This is a genomic window from Azospirillum himalayense, from assembly GCF_042657465.1.
GTDB classification, from domain to species: Bacteria; Pseudomonadota; Alphaproteobacteria; order Azospirillales; family Azospirillaceae; genus Azospirillum; species Azospirillum himalayense.
Map to the genome: position 1 here is coordinate 1 of NZ_JBHSLC010000111.1, position 15,334 is coordinate 15,334.

General features: G+C 67.9%; 13 protein-coding genes. 6 read left to right on the forward strand and 7 right to left on the reverse strand.

Annotation, left to right across the window (positions count from 1 at the left end; translation table 11 throughout):
• Positions 1-1,568: FG-GAP-like repeat-containing protein (locus ACFPMG_RS29460; protein WP_376998881.1), on the reverse strand; the 1,568-nt coding region annotated here is incomplete at its 3' end.
• A 223-nt stretch (positions 1,569-1,791) separates the two neighbouring features.
• Between ACFPMG_RS29460 and ACFPMG_RS29465 the strand changes: the two genes are divergently transcribed.
• Complete coding sequence (locus ACFPMG_RS29465; RefSeq protein WP_376998884.1) at positions 1,792-2,088, forward strand: DUF1289 domain-containing protein; 297 nt, start codon at positions 1,792-1,794, stop codon at positions 2,086-2,088.
• Between the two features lie 41 nt (positions 2,089-2,129).
• On the opposite strand, the gene ACFPMG_RS29470 is transcribed toward ACFPMG_RS29465, so the two are convergent.
• Positions 2,130-2,312 (reverse strand): hypothetical protein, encoded by a 183-nt coding sequence (locus tag ACFPMG_RS29470; protein ID WP_376998887.1) that lies wholly within the window; start codon positions 2,310-2,312, stop codon positions 2,130-2,132.
• A gap of 266 nt (positions 2,313-2,578) precedes the next feature.
• Here ACFPMG_RS29470 and ACFPMG_RS29475 point away from each other — a divergent pair, with 266 nt between their 5' ends.
• From ACFPMG_RS29475 to ACFPMG_RS29495, 5 genes are all read left to right on the forward strand, one after another.
• The gene (locus tag ACFPMG_RS29475) at positions 2,579-3,535 is read left to right on the forward strand and encodes a DMT family transporter (protein WP_376998889.1); all 957 of its coding nucleotides are present in this window, start codon (positions 2,579-2,581) and stop codon (positions 3,533-3,535) included.
• Positions 3,536-3,607: 72 nt separating this feature from the next.
• Entirely contained in the window at positions 3,608-4,393 is a 786-nt protein-coding gene (locus tag ACFPMG_RS29480) for an SDR family oxidoreductase (RefSeq protein ID WP_376998892.1), read from the forward strand.
• A 10-nt stretch (positions 4,394-4,403) separates the two neighbouring features.
• Positions 4,404-6,017, forward strand: a complete 1,614-nt coding sequence (locus tag ACFPMG_RS29485; protein ID WP_376998894.1) for an alpha-amylase family glycosyl hydrolase — start codon at positions 4,404-4,406, stop codon at positions 6,015-6,017.
• Positions 6,014-6,310, forward strand: a complete 297-nt coding sequence (locus ACFPMG_RS29490; protein ID WP_376998897.1) for a GNAT family N-acetyltransferase — start codon at positions 6,014-6,016, stop codon at positions 6,308-6,310. Before ACFPMG_RS29485 ends, ACFPMG_RS29490 begins: the two co-directional genes overlap by 4 nt.
• Positions 6,311-6,320: 10 nt before the next feature.
• Complete coding sequence (locus ACFPMG_RS29495) at positions 6,321-7,115, forward strand: DUF3108 domain-containing protein (protein WP_376998899.1); 795 nt, start codon at positions 6,321-6,323, stop codon at positions 7,113-7,115.
• 28 nt (positions 7,116-7,143) lie between these two features.
• Here ACFPMG_RS29495 and ACFPMG_RS29500 read toward each other — a convergent pair whose 3' ends face one another.
• The 5 genes from ACFPMG_RS29500 to lldP all read right to left on the reverse strand — a co-directional run bounded on the left by ACFPMG_RS29500 (position 7,144) and on the right by lldP (position 14,924).
• Positions 7,144-7,815 (reverse strand): LutC/YkgG family protein, encoded by a 672-nt coding sequence (locus ACFPMG_RS29500; protein ID WP_376998902.1) that lies wholly within the window; start codon positions 7,813-7,815, stop codon positions 7,144-7,146.
• Positions 7,808-9,232: a LutB/LldF family L-lactate oxidation iron-sulfur protein gene (locus tag ACFPMG_RS29505; RefSeq protein ID WP_137142225.1), complete on the reverse strand. Its 1,425-nt coding sequence runs from the start codon at positions 9,230-9,232 to the stop codon at positions 7,808-7,810. The genes ACFPMG_RS29500 and ACFPMG_RS29505 overlap by 8 nt, the downstream gene beginning before the upstream one ends.
• Positions 9,225-9,995: a (Fe-S)-binding protein gene (locus tag ACFPMG_RS29510; protein ID WP_376998905.1), complete on the reverse strand. Its 771-nt coding sequence runs from the start codon at positions 9,993-9,995 to the stop codon at positions 9,225-9,227. Before ACFPMG_RS29510 ends, ACFPMG_RS29505 begins: the two co-directional genes overlap by 8 nt.
• 20 nt (positions 9,996-10,015) lie before the next feature.
• Entirely contained in the window at positions 10,016-12,889 is a 2,874-nt protein-coding gene (locus tag ACFPMG_RS29515; RefSeq protein ID WP_376998908.1) for an FAD-binding and (Fe-S)-binding domain-containing protein, read from the reverse strand.
• 346 nt (positions 12,890-13,235) lie between these two features.
• Entirely contained in the window at positions 13,236-14,924 is a 1,689-nt protein-coding gene (gene lldP / locus ACFPMG_RS29520; protein WP_376998911.1) for an L-lactate permease, read from the reverse strand.
• Positions 14,925-15,334 lie beyond the last annotated feature (410 nt).

Here is a 15,334-nt window from a genome sequence, read left to right on the forward strand (position 1 = left end):
TTCAGCGTGGCGCCGTCCATCTCCCACAGGCCGACCGCGGTGGTCTGGGTGTTGCGCCACAGGATGTCGGTCTTGCCGTCGCCGGTGAAGTCGCCGGTGGCCACCGGCGTCCATTGCGGGTCGAGGCCGCTGCCGACCAGCGCGGCGCTCTTCAGCGTGGTGCCGTCCATCGTCCACACGGCGATGTCGCCGCTGCCGGTGTGGCGGTACAGGATGTCGGTCTTGCCGTCGCCGTCGAAGTCGCCCATCCCCTGCACCGCCCAGACCGGGGCGGCGACGGCGGTGATCAGCGTGCCGCTGGCGGTGAAGTTGCCCATGCGCCACAAGGCGAGCTGCCCCGACGCGGCGTCGCGCAACAGCACGTCCGCAGTGCCGTCACCGGTAAGGTCCGGCCCGTGCCAGCGGCGCACGATGGAGTCGTCGTTGAGGATGGTGCCCCAAGCAACAGAGTTGGTGCCGGTGATCGCGCCGACCGGGTCCCTCAGCACGACGGCAAAGCCCTCCTTCACCTCGGCATCGGTGTCTCCAGCGACATTGATGGTGATCGTCTTCGTGGTCTCGCCCGCGGCGAAGCTCACCGTGCCGCGTGGAAAAGCGCCGCCGGCGAAGTCAGCCGCATCGGCTTCGTTTTCGCTGCCGGTCGCGAGTATGCTTCCAATCACCCGGTAGTCGACTGACGAGGCGCCTGAGGTGTCGCCCGAGCGCGTCACCGTGAAGGTGAATGGCGTCGACCCGGAGTTGCCCTCCGCCTGCGACGTTGATGTCGCGGCGATGGACAGCATCGGCGGCGGTGAGCCGCTGTCGTCGTTGAGGATGGTGCCCCAAGCAACAGAGTTGGTGCCGGTGATCGCGCCGACCGGGTCCCTCAGCACGACGGCAAAGCCCTCCTTCACCTCGGCATCGGTGTCTCCAGCGACATTGATGGTGATCGTCTTCGTGGTCTCGCCCGCGGCGAAGCTCACCGTGCCGCGTGGAAAAGCGCCGCCGGCGAAGTCAGCCGCATCGGCTTCGTTTTCGCTGCCGGTCGCGAGTATGCTTCCAATCACCCGGTAGTCGACTGACGAGGCGCCTGAGGTGTCGCCCGAGCGCGTCACCGTGAAGGTGAATGGCGTCGACCCGGAGTTGCCTTCCGCCTGCGACGTTGATGTCGCGGCGATGGACAGCATCGGCGGCGGTGAGCCGCTGTCGTCGTTGAGGATGGTGCCCCAAGCAACAGAGTTGGTGCCGGTGATCGCGCCGACCGGGTCCCTCAGCACGACGGCAAAGCCCTCCTTCACCTCGGCATCGGTGTCTCCAGCGACATTGATGGTGATCGTCTTCGTGGTCTCGCCCGCGGCGAAGCTCACCGTGCCGCGTGGAAAAGCGCCGCCGGCGAAGTCAGCCGCATCGGCTTCGTTTTCGCTGCCGGTCGCGAGTATGCTTCCAATCACCCGGTAGTCGACTGACGAGGCGCCTGTGGTGTCGCCCGAGCGCGTCACCGTGAAGGTGAATGGCGTCGACCCGGAGTTGCCTTCCGCCTGCGACGTCGAGGTCGCGGCGATGGAAAGTACCGCAATGGTCGTAGCCATTTCTGCATCCTCTAAGTTAGCGCATCAACTTTTGCTCGCCTTTTTAGCAAATTGAACCCGAAATAGAAAGCATTTGCTACTATAAATGGGTAGGGCGCAACTGAACGCCGTGTGGTGCCCGGACGTCTCTCGCGGCGGCAGAGCGCCACGAAGGGCAAAGCGCGGTGGCTGGCAACGTTCCGGGGCTTTTCCTTCGGCACCATCGCACCCATCCTATGGCGCTATGAACACGCACGACACCCGCAATCCCTGCACGAAGCTCTGCCGCTACGACGAGGCGGACCGCTGCATGGGCTGCCTCCGTACCCGTGCGGAGGTGAGGCACTGGAAACGTCTGCCGGACGAGACGAAGGCGGCGATCAACACCCGCATCGCCGCGCGCGGCGGCACCGTCTCCAAGAAGGACGGCAAACGCGCGAAGAAGCTCGACAAGAAAATCCGCAAGCTCGAGGCGAAGCTCGCCACCCTGCGCGCCCGCCGGTCGGAGATGGAGGGGCCGGGCGCCAAGGCGGCGGAGTGAACACCGCCTCCGCCGCCCCTGTTCGGCGCGTGGGCGCCGTCTCAACCAATCCTGGAGTGCCGTTCCACGTACAGCAGCAAGGCGGGGTAAAAGTGCTTTTGTGAAACCGTCAGTTCCTGGCAGTAACGGCGGGCCGTGCCGTTGGAAAGCCAAGCATCAAGCTCGCCGCTCTCGCGTTTCTGGGCGATGACGCGGTCGATCTTGTCCATGATCTTGTGGATCACGTCCGTTCCTTTTCCGGTTTTGATTTGGCGTGAAGGGGGTGGACGCCGCGGCGGCGGCGCCATCGATTGCCCGTTCAATATGAACCACGGGACGCTGGTGAGCTGCGCATTATGGGCATGCCTGCATACCGCATTGCACAAAAGTCCGTCCGGACCATCGGGCCCTGGCGCGGGTCTGCCCTTCGCAGGCGTTCGTTGACCGGCTTCCCGGCGCCGTCCCATTCTGCATGTTGAAGGAAGAAAACGGGGAGGACATGCGGTGAGGGATGGCGGCAGGCCGCCGCGCCGCCGCAGCCATCATCATGACCGCCATCGCCATAACCGAACGCCGCGCCGAGCTGGACGGCGCCGCCTCCGCCACGCTGGTCCTGCTCTGCCTGCTCTGGGGCCTGCAGCAGGTCGCCATCAAGGCCGCCATGACCGGATTCTCGCCGGTGCTCCAGGGCGGGTTGCGCTCGCTGGGCGCGCTGGCGCTGCTGTGGGTCTGGGCGGCGCTGCGCGGCATGCGCCTGTTCGAGCGGGACGGCACGCTGGGGCTGGGCCTGCTGGCCGGGTTGCTGTTCGCCGGGGAGTTTCTGCTGGTCTATGCCGGGCTGTCCTACACCACGGTGTCGCGCAGCATCCTGTTCCTCTACACCGCCCCCTTCCTGGTCTCGGTCGGGGCGCATCTGCTGCTGCCGGGGGAGCGGATGCGCGGCGTCCAGGCGGCCGGGCTGGCCTGCGCCTTCGTCGGGGTGGCGGTGGCCTTTGCCGACGGGCTGCGCCTGCCGACGAACCGCGAGATGATCGGCGACCTGATGGTGCTGGCCGCGGCGGTGCTTTGGGCGGCCACCACGCTCGTCATCAAGGGCAGCAAGCTGGTCCGCGCCAGCTCGACCAAGGTGCTGTTCTACCAGCTCGCCGTTTCCGGGGCGGTGATGCCGCTGGCCTCGCTTCTGATGGGCGAGGCGGGAGTGACCGCGCCCGGTCCGCTGGCGCTGGCCTGCCTCGCCTTCCAGATCGTGGTGGTGGCCTTCGCCTCCTACCTCGCCTGGTTCTGGCTGGTCGCCCGCTACCCGGCGGCCCGCCTGTCGGCCTTCACCTTTCTGACGCCGCTGTTCGGCGTGCTGTCCGGTGCCCTGCTGCTGGGCGAGCGGGTCAGCGCGAGCCTCGCCGCGGCGATGCTGCTGGTCTGCGCCGGCATCTGGCTGGTGAACCGCCGCGCGCCCGCCGCCGGCGCCTAGAAAGACGGGAACCGGCCCGGCCGCCATCGGTTGGCTCTGCTGTCCAAGCCAAGCAGCGGAGCCGGTTTCATCATGGATTTGAACGGAAAAGTCGCCCTCATCACCGGGGCCGGGTCGGGCATCGGCAAGGCGTCCGCCGCCCTGTTCGCCAGCGCCGGGGCGAGCGTCGGCGTGCTCAGCCGCACCGAGGGCGAGATCCGCAAGACGGCGGAGGAGATCACCGCGGCGGGCGGCAAAGCCATCCCCCTGGTCGCCGACGTCGCCGACAGCGAGGCCGTGAAGCGGGCGGTGGATCGGCTGGTCCAGGAGTACGGGCGGCTGGACATCGTCTTCGCCAACGCCGGGATCAACGGCGTCTGGGCGCCCATCGACGAGCTGACTCCGGAGGAATGGGACCGCACCATCAACATCAACCTGCGCGGCACCTACCTGACGCTGCACCACGCGGTGCCGCATCTGAAGAAGGCGGGCGGCGGGTCGGTGCTGGTGACCGCCTCGATCAACGGCACGAGGGTGTTCAGCAACGCCGGGGCCACTGCCTATTCCTGCACCAAGGCGGCGCAGGTCGCCATGGTCCAGATGCTGGCGCTGGAGCTGGCCAAGCACCGCATCCGCGTCAACGCCATCTGCCCGGGGATGATCGACACCAAGATTCAGGACAACACCCAGGCCCGCAACACCGCGGAGGCCGAGGAGGCCGCCGAATATCCCGACGGCGAGATCCCGCTGACCCGCGGCAAGCCGGGCAGCAGCGCTGATGTGGCGGAGCTGGCGCTGTTCCTGGCGTCGGACCGCTCGAAGCACATCACCGGCACGCCCGTCTGGATCGACGGCGCCGAGTCGCTTCTGATCGGCTGAGGAAGCGCTTATGGCGGACGGCTTCGCGTGGTGGCAGAGCGGGGTGATCTATCAGGTCTACCCGCGCTCCTTCCAGGATTCGAACGGCGACGGGGTGGGGGACCTGCCGGGTATCCTGGCCCGGCTCGACCATCTCCAGACGCTCGGGGTGGATGCGCTGTGGGTGTCCCCGATCTATCCGTCGCCGATGGCCGATTTCGGTTACGACGTGTCGGACTACACGGGCATCCACCCGCTGTTCGGGACGATGGAGAATTTCGACCGGCTGCTGGCGGAGTTGCACCGCCGGGGCATGAAGCTGATCCTGGATTTCGTGCCCAACCACAGCTCCGACCGGCACCCGTGGTTCCAGGCCAGCCGCTCGTCGCGCGACGATCCCAAGCGGGACTGGTACATCTGGCGCGACCCGGCCCCGGACGGGGGGCCGCCGAACAACTGGCTGTCGGAGTTCGGCGGCGGTGCCTGGGAATGGGACGCGGCGACCGGCCAATACTATTACCACGCCTACCTGAAGGAGCAGCCGGACCTCAACTGGCGGCATCCTGGGCTGCGCGAGGCCATGCTCGACGCGCTGCGCGTCTGGCTCGACCGCGGGGTGGACGGCTTCCGGGTGGACGCCATCCATCACCTGATCAAGGACGCGCAATTCCGCGACAACCCGCCGAACCCCGGCTGGCGGGAGGGCATGTCACCGGTCCGCCGGCTGATCCGCCTCCACACGGTGGACCAGCCCGAGGTTCATGACGCCATCGCCGCCATGCGCCGGGTGGCGGACGGGTACGGCCCCGACCGGCTGCTGATCGGTGAGGCCTATCTGCCCATCGATCAGCTCATGGCCTATTACGGCGCCGATCTGACGGGCTTTCAGCTTCCCTTCAACTTCCATCTGCTGTCCACCCCGTGGGAGGCCAAGGCGCTGGCCGCGCTGATCCGCACCTACGAGGCTGCCCTGCCGCCCGGCGGCTGGCCGAACTGGGTGCTCGGCAACCACGACCGCTCCCGCGTGGCGAGCCGGCTGGGGGCGGGGCAGGCGCGGGTGGCGGCCATGCTTCTGCTGACCCTGCGCGGCACGCCGACGCTCTACCAGGGCGACGAGATCGGGATGACCGACGTGGCCATCCCGCCGGACCGCGTGCAGGACCCGTGGGAGAAGAACATCCCCGGCCTGGGGCTGGGCCGCGATCCCGTGCGCACGCCGATCCCCTGGGACGGCGGCCCGCTTGGTGGTTTCACGACGGGTGAGCCCTGGCTGCCGCTCGGTCCCGACCACGGGCGGGTCAACGTGGCGGCGCAGGCGGCCGACCCGTTCTCCATGCTGGCGCTGCACCGTGCCCTGCTGGCGCTGCGGCGGGCGGAACCGGCCTTGTCGATCGGGCGCTACGAGCCGGTGTCGGCGGAGGACAATGTCCTCGTCTATGAGCGCCACCATGGAAGCGACCGCTTTCGCGTCCTGCTGAACCTGTCGGCGGTGGAGCGGATGGTGGACGCGGTGCCGGACGCTGCCCATATCCGGCTGTCAACCCATCTCGACCGCGGTGGGGAGCCGGTGTCCGGCGCCCTGCGCCTGCGGCCCGACGAGGGGGTGGTGATCGGTTTCGACGACAAGGGAAAGGGTGGGGAATGAGCGGGGACGTGAAGAACAACGCGGCCAGGAACCGGTACGAGCTGACCGTGGGCGACGCCACCGCGGTGGTGGAGTATGAAAGGCGCGACGGGGCCATCGTCTTCACCCACACGGAGGTTCCGGAGAGCATGGCCGGGCAGGGCATCGGCTCCGCGCTTGCGCGCGGCGCGCTGGAGGACGCGCGCTCCAGCGGGCAGAAGGTTGTGCCGGTCTGCCCCTTCGTGGCCAAATACATCCAGCGCCACCCGGAGTACCAGGATCTGGTCGTCGCGGAGGGCGGACCATCGACGTGAGGCGATCGCCGTGACGCGGATTCTCGTGGCCGCCGGCCTGCTGACTCTTCTGCCGGCGGCGGGATCGGCCGCGACGCTGGAGCTGGACTTCGCCGCCTATGGCGGCGGCGTTTCCCTGGCGCGCGGCAGCGTCGTGCTGACCGAGGAGGCGGAGGGGGACGCCAGCCGCTACCGGGCGGCCCTGGAGGCGGAGGCGGCGCCCTGGCTCGGCCTCTTCACCAATTTCCGCTACCATGCCGAGTCCGCCGGCCGGCTGGAGGCCGGCGCCGCCCAGCCGGACCGCTTCCGCGGCGAGCGCCGTCTGCGCCGCAAGCAGGACATCATGACGCTGACCTTCGGCCCCGATGGGGTGGATGCGACGGCCGACCCACCGCTCAGCCCCGACAAGGCGGCGCGGGTGCCGCCGGACAGCCGCCGGGGCAGCATCGATCCGTTGAGCGCCGGGGCCGCGGTGATCCTGACCGCCAGCCGGGCGGGCGGCTGCGGCGGACGCTTCCCCGTCTATGACGGGCGCCGCCGCTACGACATCATCATGACGCCGCAGGGCAAGGGCGACCTGCCGTCGTCGCGCTACCGCATCGCCACAGGGACGGCGGAGGTCTGCGCAGTCACCGTCCGCCCGGTGGCCGGCTTCCAGGGCGACCGCGACCGGGACCGCTTCTTCGTCGAAGGGGTGGAGCGTAAGGCGACCGTGTGGTTCGCCCGCGCGCCGGAGAGCGGGCGCGTCGTCCCCGTGACGGTGGAGGTGCCGACCGACACGATGACGGTGCTGGTCCACACCGTCGGCGTGAAGGCCGGCCTCTGACTCCCCGACGCCGTCAGCGCCGACGCCGTCAGCGGATGACGACCACCACCAAGCGCTTCGGCCCGTGGACGCCGTAGGCCAGCGTCTGCTCGATGTCCGCCGTCTTCGACGGGCCGGAGATCAGCAGGGCGTTGGTCGGCATGCCGTCGGCCCAGCGGTTCTCGGTCATCGCCTGCCAGAAGGTGTCGTACAGCGCGTCGGCGCGCAGCAGCGCCACGTGCATGTGCGGCACCAGCGACATCAGCCGCGGCTCCTCCGGCGTCGGCCAGACGATCAGGCTGCCGGTGTCGGCGATGGCCCCCAGCGTCGTGGTGATGCCGGCGTCGATGCCGTCGAACAGCCGCTCCTTGAAGGTCTCGACCCGGTCGGCGTAGGGGATCAGTTCCGGACCGCCCGCCATCCCGGACGCCGCCCATGCGGACGAGAGACGCGCCCCGGCCTCGGTCGCCGGTCCGAACAGCAGGTTGCGGGTGCCCTGCGCCGTGAGGAAGGCCTGGACGTCGGCGGGCCAATCGGCCTCCGTCGTCTCCAGGAATTCCGTGTGGACGGCCTCCATCATGCGCTTGATGCGCTCCAGCCGTTCCGCGCCGTCCCAGCGCTTGTTGCGCAGGACGGCGAAATCGGACTCCGGCGGGGTCAGCGGGTGGGCGTCGCGCCCGGCGCGCAGCTTGCCCAGGATCGCGTTTCTGGACTCAGACATCGGGAATCCCCTTCTCGCGGGCGAGGGCGTGGAGCGTGCGGTTGGCGAAGCGCGGCTTGGACCGCACGTTCGTCCACTCCTTCAGCAGCGGCAGGCTGGCCGGCGCGGCGTTGCCCAGCTTGGCCAAAAGCGCCGTCGCGAACTGGTAGGCGAGCGGCGAGGCGTAGGTCATCGACCAGCCTTTCCACACCATCGCCTCCGCCTTGCTGGCGTGCGAACCGGCGCCCTTCACGGCGTCGCCGGGGTGCACCGCCTCCGACCGCAGGCGGCCCATGATCTCGACGATGGGGATCTTGACCGGGCAGATCTCGACGCAGGCGTTGCACATGGTGCAGGCGTGCGGCAGCTCGCCCCGCTTCTCCAGCCCTTCCACCTGCGGCATCAGGATCGAGCCGATCGGACCGGGGTAGGGCGCCTGATAGGCGTGGCCGCCGACCTTGGTGTAGACCGGGCAATGGTTCATGCAGGCACCGCAGCGGATGCAGCGCAGCGTGTTGCGCAGCTCCTCGTCGGCGTAGATGCCCGACCGCCCGTTGTCGAGGATCACCAGATGGATCTCGTTCGGGCCGTCCTTCTCGCCCTCCTTGCGGGGGCTGGAGATCATGTTGACGTAGGTGGTGATCGGCTGGGCGGTGGCGGAGCGGGTCAGCAGGCTGATGACCGGCGGCACGTCCTCCAGCTTCTCCACGACCTTCTCCAGGCCCATGACGGCGATGTGGACGGGCGGCACCGTGGTGCTCATGCGCCCGTTGCCCTCGTTCTCCACCAGGCAGAGCGTGCCCGTCTCCGCCACCGCCATGTTGACGCCGGAGATGCCGACGTCGGCGGTCGCGAACTTCTTGCGCAGGACGCGGCGGGCGAGGTCCGTCAGCTGGGCCACGTCCTCGGTGTATTCCGCTTCCTTGATCTTCTGCTTGAACAGATGGGCGATCTGCTTGGTGTTCATGTGGATCGCCGGCATGATGATGTGCGAGGGCATCGCTTCATCAAGCTGGACGATGTATTCGCCGAGGTCGCTTTCCAGGCTCTCGATGCCGTGCTTTTCCAGGAAGGCGTTGAGGTGCATCTCCTCCGACACCATCGACTTGCCCTTGACCACCAGCTTGGCGTTCACGCGCTGCATGATGGACAGGACGATGGCGTTGGCCTCGTCGGTGGTCGAGGCCCAATGGACCTGGATGCCGTTCCTCGTGCAGTTGGCTTCCAGCTTCTCCAGCAGCTCCGGCAGCTTGGACAGGGCGCGCAGGCGGACCGAGGCGCCGAGCGTCCGCACCCCGTTCCATTCCGCGGTATCGGCGAACTGCACCGCGCGCTTGGACATCAGCCCGTCCATGGCGCGGCGGAAGTTGCCGCGGAGCTGCTGGTCCTGGAGCGCGGCGCTGGAGGCTTTCGCGAAGTTGATGCTGGTCTCACCCATGGGTGCGCTCCTTCAGGAACTGGGCGATGTGGACGCCGCGGACCGGCTTCCGGCCAGCCTCCAGCGCGCCGGAGATGTTCATCAGGCAGCCGCAGTCGCCGGACACCACGGCCTTGGCCCCGGTGTTCTCGATGTCCGCCACCTTGTCGCCGACCATGGCGGCGGAAATCTCCGGATGGCGCACGGCGAAGGTGCCGCCGAAGCCGCAGCATTCCTTCTCCCGCTTCAACTCGACCAGCTCGACGTTGGCGAGCTGGCGCAGCAGGGTCTTCGGCTCGTCGGTCACGCCCATTTCGCGTTGGGCGTGGCAGGAGGCGTGCCACGTGATCTTCACCGGCGGCCCCTGGTCCTCGAACGTCACCTTCAGGACCTGGACGAGGAACTGAGTCAGTTCCCACACGCGCGACGCCACCTGACGGGCGCGGGCCTCGTCCGGCTCGCCCTTGAACAGGTCGGGCCAGTGCTTGCTCATCATGCCGGCGCAGGACCCCGACGGCACGACGATGGGCCAGTCGCCGGGGAAATAGTCGAGCTGCGCGCGGGCGACCTTCAGCGCCTCCTCCCGATAGCCGGAATTGTAGGCGGGCTGGCCGCAGCAGCTCTGCCCCTGCGGGAAGACGACGCGGACGCCCTGCGCCTTCAGCAGCTCCATGCCGGCCATGCCGGCTTCCGGGTAGAACAGGTCGACCAGACAGGTGCCGAAGAAGTAAACGCTTTCGGGCCGCTCGATGTCGGGCCGGCTTATGGTGCCGTCGTGGCTCATGGTTTTTCCTCCCTCCCGCCTCAGAACGCGGGTTCCGACGCGCGCGCGGAAGCCGTGGCGGGAGCCTTCGGCGTCGAGCAGGCATCGACCAGATAGACGATGGAACGGTACGGCAGGCCGGAGTGGTCGGACAGGCCGATCTCGCAGGTCCGGCTGTTCGAATAGCCGGCCTTGGCCCCGGCGGGGATGTCCTTGGACAGGTGGCGCAGGGCGTGGGCGTTCAGCTCCGGCGTGGTGAAGCCCTTGTCGCCGGCGAAGCCGCAGCAGCCGACATCCTCCGGCACCACCACCTGGGTGGCGCAGGCGGCGGCCACCGCCTTCATCTTGGCATCCAGCCCCATGCGGCGGGTGGAGCAGGTCAGGTGCAGCACCACCGGTTCCGTCTGCTTGGTGAAATTCAGACGATCCAGCAGATGGTCGTGGATGAACTCGACCAGATCCAGGACCTGGAGACCGGCGTCCTTCAGATGCTTCTTCAGCCGGAAGGAGCAGGGGCTGGTGTCGAGGACCACCGGGGCCGTGCCGTTGGCGCTGGCCGCCCAGATGGCGCGGACCATCTCCTCCGTCTTGGCGTCGGCCTGGGCGGCGAGGCCCTTGCTTTCCAGCGGCATGCCGCAGCACAGCGAGGCCAATTGCTCCGGATAGGCGACGCGGTAGCCGGCCTTCTGGAACAGCGCCTCCACCTTCACCGGCAGCGGGGTCTTCTCCGGATCGTTGGCGGCGGGACCCATGCTGCGGCTGGTGCAGCTCGGCACATAGACCACGGTCGGCGCGTCGGCGGATGCCTTGGCCTGAGGCAGCGGCGTGAAGTTGGTCGCGGTGGGCAGGGCGCGCGGCAGGTGCGGCAGGCGCTGGCCGGTGACGGTGCGCAACCCCTCGAACAGCGAATTGGCCGTGCCGTCGCCGAGCGTCCGCTTGGCCAGATCGGCGAGCTTCAGGCCGGCACGGGCGACGCTCAGCACCCCGGCGGTGTGGCCGGCGACGTAGGTGCCGAACCCCTGGGCCACCGCCCCGCGACGGTCGCCGCGGATCGCCTTGATCAGCAGACCCGTCTCGATCCCCACCGGGCAGGCGGTGGAACAGAGGCCGCAGGCCGCGCAGGTGTCGATGCCCTGGTAGTCGTAAGCCTCGTGCAGGGCGCCGAGCCGAGCCGCGTCGGCACCGGTGGCTTCCAGCCGGGAAATTTCGCGCCAGCCGACGATGCGCTGGCGGGGGGAGAGCGTCATCTTGTGCGACGGGCAGGTCGGCTCGCAGAAGCCGCACTCGATGCAGGTGTCCACCAGCGCATGGGCGGGCGGCATCGCCTTCAGGTTCTTGAGATGCGCCTCGGGGTCGTCGTTCAGAATGACGCCGGGGTTCAGCAGGCCCTGCGGGTCGAGCAGCGCCTTGATCTCCTTCATCAGGCCATAGGCCTGCGGACCCCACTCCATCTCCACGAAGGGGGCCATGTTGCGGCCCGTGCCATGCTCCGCCTTCAGCGAACCGTCGTACTTGCGCACCACCTGATCGCACACCGCGTCCATGAAGCGGCGGTAGCGGTCCACCTCCTCGTCGGTGTCGAAGGCCTGGGTGAAGACGAAGTGCAGGTTCCCTTCCAGCGCGTGGCCGAAGATGATCGCCTCGGTGTAGCCGAACTCCAGGAACATGGCCTGAAGCTCGACCGTCGCCTCGGCCAGCCGGTCGAGCGGGTAGGCCACGTCCTCGATGATGACGGTGGTGCCGACCTTGCGCATGGCGCCGACCGCCGGGAACAGGCCCTTGCGGATCTTCCAGTAGCTCTCGCCCAGCTTGGCGTCGGTGGTGAAGGTCGGCTCGAACAGGGTGCGGGTCTGGGCGATCACCGCGCTGACGGCGGCGATGTTGGCCTCCAGCGCCGCCGCGTCCTCGCCGCGGATCTCCACCAGCAGGGAGGAGGCGTCCGGCCCCAGCCCGCCGATGAAGTCCGGCATCCCCGGCTTGCCCTCGACCGAGCGCAGGGAGGCGCGGTCCATCAGCTCCACCGCCGAGACGGGCGTCGGCTTCATCAGCGCGACGGCGCGGCAGGCTTCCCCGATGTCCGGGTACATCAGCAGGGCGTTCGCCTTGTGGGCGTGCTCCGGCACCGTGTTGTAGGTGATCTCGGACATGAAGGCCAGCGTGCCCTCCGACCCGATCATCAGGTGCTGGAGGATGTCGATGGGCTCTTCATAATCCACCAGCGCGTTCAGGCTGTAGCCGGTGGTGTTCTTGATGCGGAACTTGTTGCGGATGCGCTCCGCCAGTTTCTCGTCGGCGCGGGTGCGGGCGGCTAGACCGGAGAGGCCGGACAGCAGGGCGCCGTGGCTGGTGGCGAAGGCCGCGCGGCTGGCGGCGTCGCCAGTGTCCAGCAGCGTGCCGTCGGCCAGCACCAGCCGCATGGAGGCCAGCGTGCGGTAGCTGTTCTGGGCGGTGCCGCAGCACATGCCGCTGGCGTTGTTGGCCGCGATGCCGCCGATCTTGGCGGTGGCGATGGAGGCCGGGTCCGGACCGATCTTGCGCCCGAAGGGAGCCAGCTTGCGGTTCGCTTCCGCCCCGATGACGCCGGGCTGGAGGGTCACCGTCGCGGCACCCGGCGGGATGGTGCAGCCGCGCCAGCTGTCGCCCAGCAGGACCAGGACGGAATCGGTGACCGCCTGGCCCGACAGGCTGGTGCCGGCGGCGCGGAAGGTCACCGGGGTCTTCAGTTCCCGGCAAAGGTTGAGCAGCCGCACCACCTCGCCCTCGGCCTCGACGATGGCGACGATCTTCGGGATCAGGCGGTAGAAGCTGCCGTCGGTCCCATAGGCCAGCGTGCGCAGCGGGTCGGTGACGAGGCGTTCCTCCGGCATGAACTCCCGGAGGGCCGCGTGCAGACGGTCATAGGGCGCGGGCAGCATCGGTTCTCGGGGCCTCCGGATCTGGGACCGCGCGACGACTCCTCCGTGATCGCCGGTCCGGGTTGCGGGTGCTGGGGCGACGTTTGTTTCCGGCCGTCAGACGGACGGCTTGTTGTGTGCCACAGTCAGTACGTCGGATAATCGATTTGCTGGGCGGCCGCAATGGTAAAATGAATTGACCAAACGCAGCGCTGTGATGCTGCAATGCATAAAAAATGAGGCGGACAAAGAAAGCGGCGCCACCCGACCGGATGGAAGGCCGAGCGGCGCCGTAGGGAATAAAGCTCGGCAGTGGATGACGCCCCTTCTCCCCGGGGGGAGGAGAAGGGGGGTCGGACCTCGACGCTTACGGGATCATCCAGGGCAGGATGTAGGCCTGGATCATGGTGATGACGCCGATGATCGCGACGAAGAACAGGCTGTGCTTCACGGTGAAGCGGAACAGCTCGGACTCGCGGCCGACCAGACCCACCGCGGCGCAGGCCACGGCGATCGACTGCGGGGAGATCATCTTGCCGGTGACGCCGCCGGTCGTGTTGGCCGCGACCATCAGCACGTCGGACACGCCCACCTGCTGCGCCGTGGTGGCCTGCAGGCCGCAGAACAGCGCGTTGCTCGACGTGTCGGACCCGGTCAGGAACACGCCCAGCCAGCCCAGGATCGGCGAGAAGAACGGGAACAGGAAGCCCGTGCCGGCCAGCAGCAGCGCCAGGGTCGAGGACAGGCCCGAGTAGTTGGCGATGAAGGCGAAGGCCAGGACCATGCCGATCGAGTAGATCGGGCGCTTCAGCTCGCTGACCGTCTCGACGAAGGTCTTCACGCCGTCGGCCGGGCGCATCTTCAGCATGACCATCGTGATGATCGCGGAGATCAGGATGGCCGTGCCGGTGGCCGCCAGCAGGTCGAGCTTGTAGACGGCGTCGATGGGCTTCGGCGAGGCGACGATCGGGGCGGCCTTCAGCACCAGCTTGTCCAGCCCGGCGATCGGGAAGTACAGCACCGTGTCGGCCAGCGCGCCGCCCTTGGCGAACAGGGCCTTGAAGGGCTTCAGGCTCCAGATCGTGACGACCACGGTCAGGATCAGGAAGGGCGACCAGGCCTTGGCGATCTCACCGGCGCTGTAGCCGCGCTGGGCGTTGAACTCGCTCGACGCCATGGCGCCGACCGACTGCGGCACCGGACCGGCGGGCAGCGGGGAATTGGCGAAGCGGAAGATCGCCTTCGGCTTCCAGAACTTCAGGAAGACGGTGATGCTGACGAGGCTGACCAGGGCGGAGGTGATGTCCGGCAGCTCCGGCCCGATGAAGTTGGCGGTGAAGTACTGGGTGACGGCGAAGGTGCCGCCGGCGACCAGGATGGCGGGCCAGGTCTCGCGCACGCCCTTCCAGCCGTCCATGATCATGATGATCCAGAAGGGCACGAAGACGGACAGCAGCGGAAGCTGGCGGCCGGCCATGGCGCCGATCCGGAACGGGTCGAGCGAGGTGACCTGACCGGCGACGATGATCGGAATGCCCATGGCGCCGAAGGCCACCGGGGCGGTGTTGGCGATCAGGCAGAGACCGGCGGCGTAGAGCGGGTTGAAGCCCAGCCCGACCAGCAGCGCCGCGGTGATGGCGACCGGCGCGCCGAAGCCCGCAGCCCCTTCCAGGAAGGCGCCGAAGGAGAAGCCGACCATCAGCATCTGAAGCCGCTGGTCCTCGGTGATCGACACCACCGACGAGCGGATGATCTCGAACTGACCGGTCTTGACCGTGATCTTGTAGAGGAACACGGCGGCCACGATGATCCAGGCGATGGGCCACAGACCGTAGAGGAAGCCGTATCCGGCGGACGCCAGCGCCATGCCGACCGGCATCTTGTAGAACAGGATGGCGACGGCCAGCGAGATGGCGACGGTGATGGTGCCCGCGACGTGGCCCTTCATGCGCAGAACGGTCAGCGCGATGAAGAAGAAGATGATCGGCAACGCGGCCACAAGTGCCGAAAGCCAAAGGTTACCCGCGGGATCGTAGACTTGTGTCCAGGGCTGCATGTTTCCTACCTATGCCGCAGATTCTCGGTTCTGCGCTTTGGCCAGCGACCATGAGTGGAGCCCGGATCCGCGCGTCTTATCCGGACGCGTGCCGCCTGTCATTCCACGACCGATCGGCCATGGAGATCAGTTTTTTCTTGGGTTGGGCTCCGGTCAAAACTTATGACCAAAGGCTCAGAACGGATACATTGGGTCGCAATGGTTGGCAATAGGGAAAATTCAATTTACCGTCAGCGTCGCGAGAGACTTTTTCTTGCCCATGGTATTACCACTGAACCCATTCGATGGCGGTGCGGCCGGGAAACGGTGACATGGGTCTCGGCAGGGCTGGACGTACGAAGGCCACGACGATATCTAACCTTCTGGATCAGGCGGGGTTTCTGCGGATGCAGGGCAAGGGGCAAGGCAAG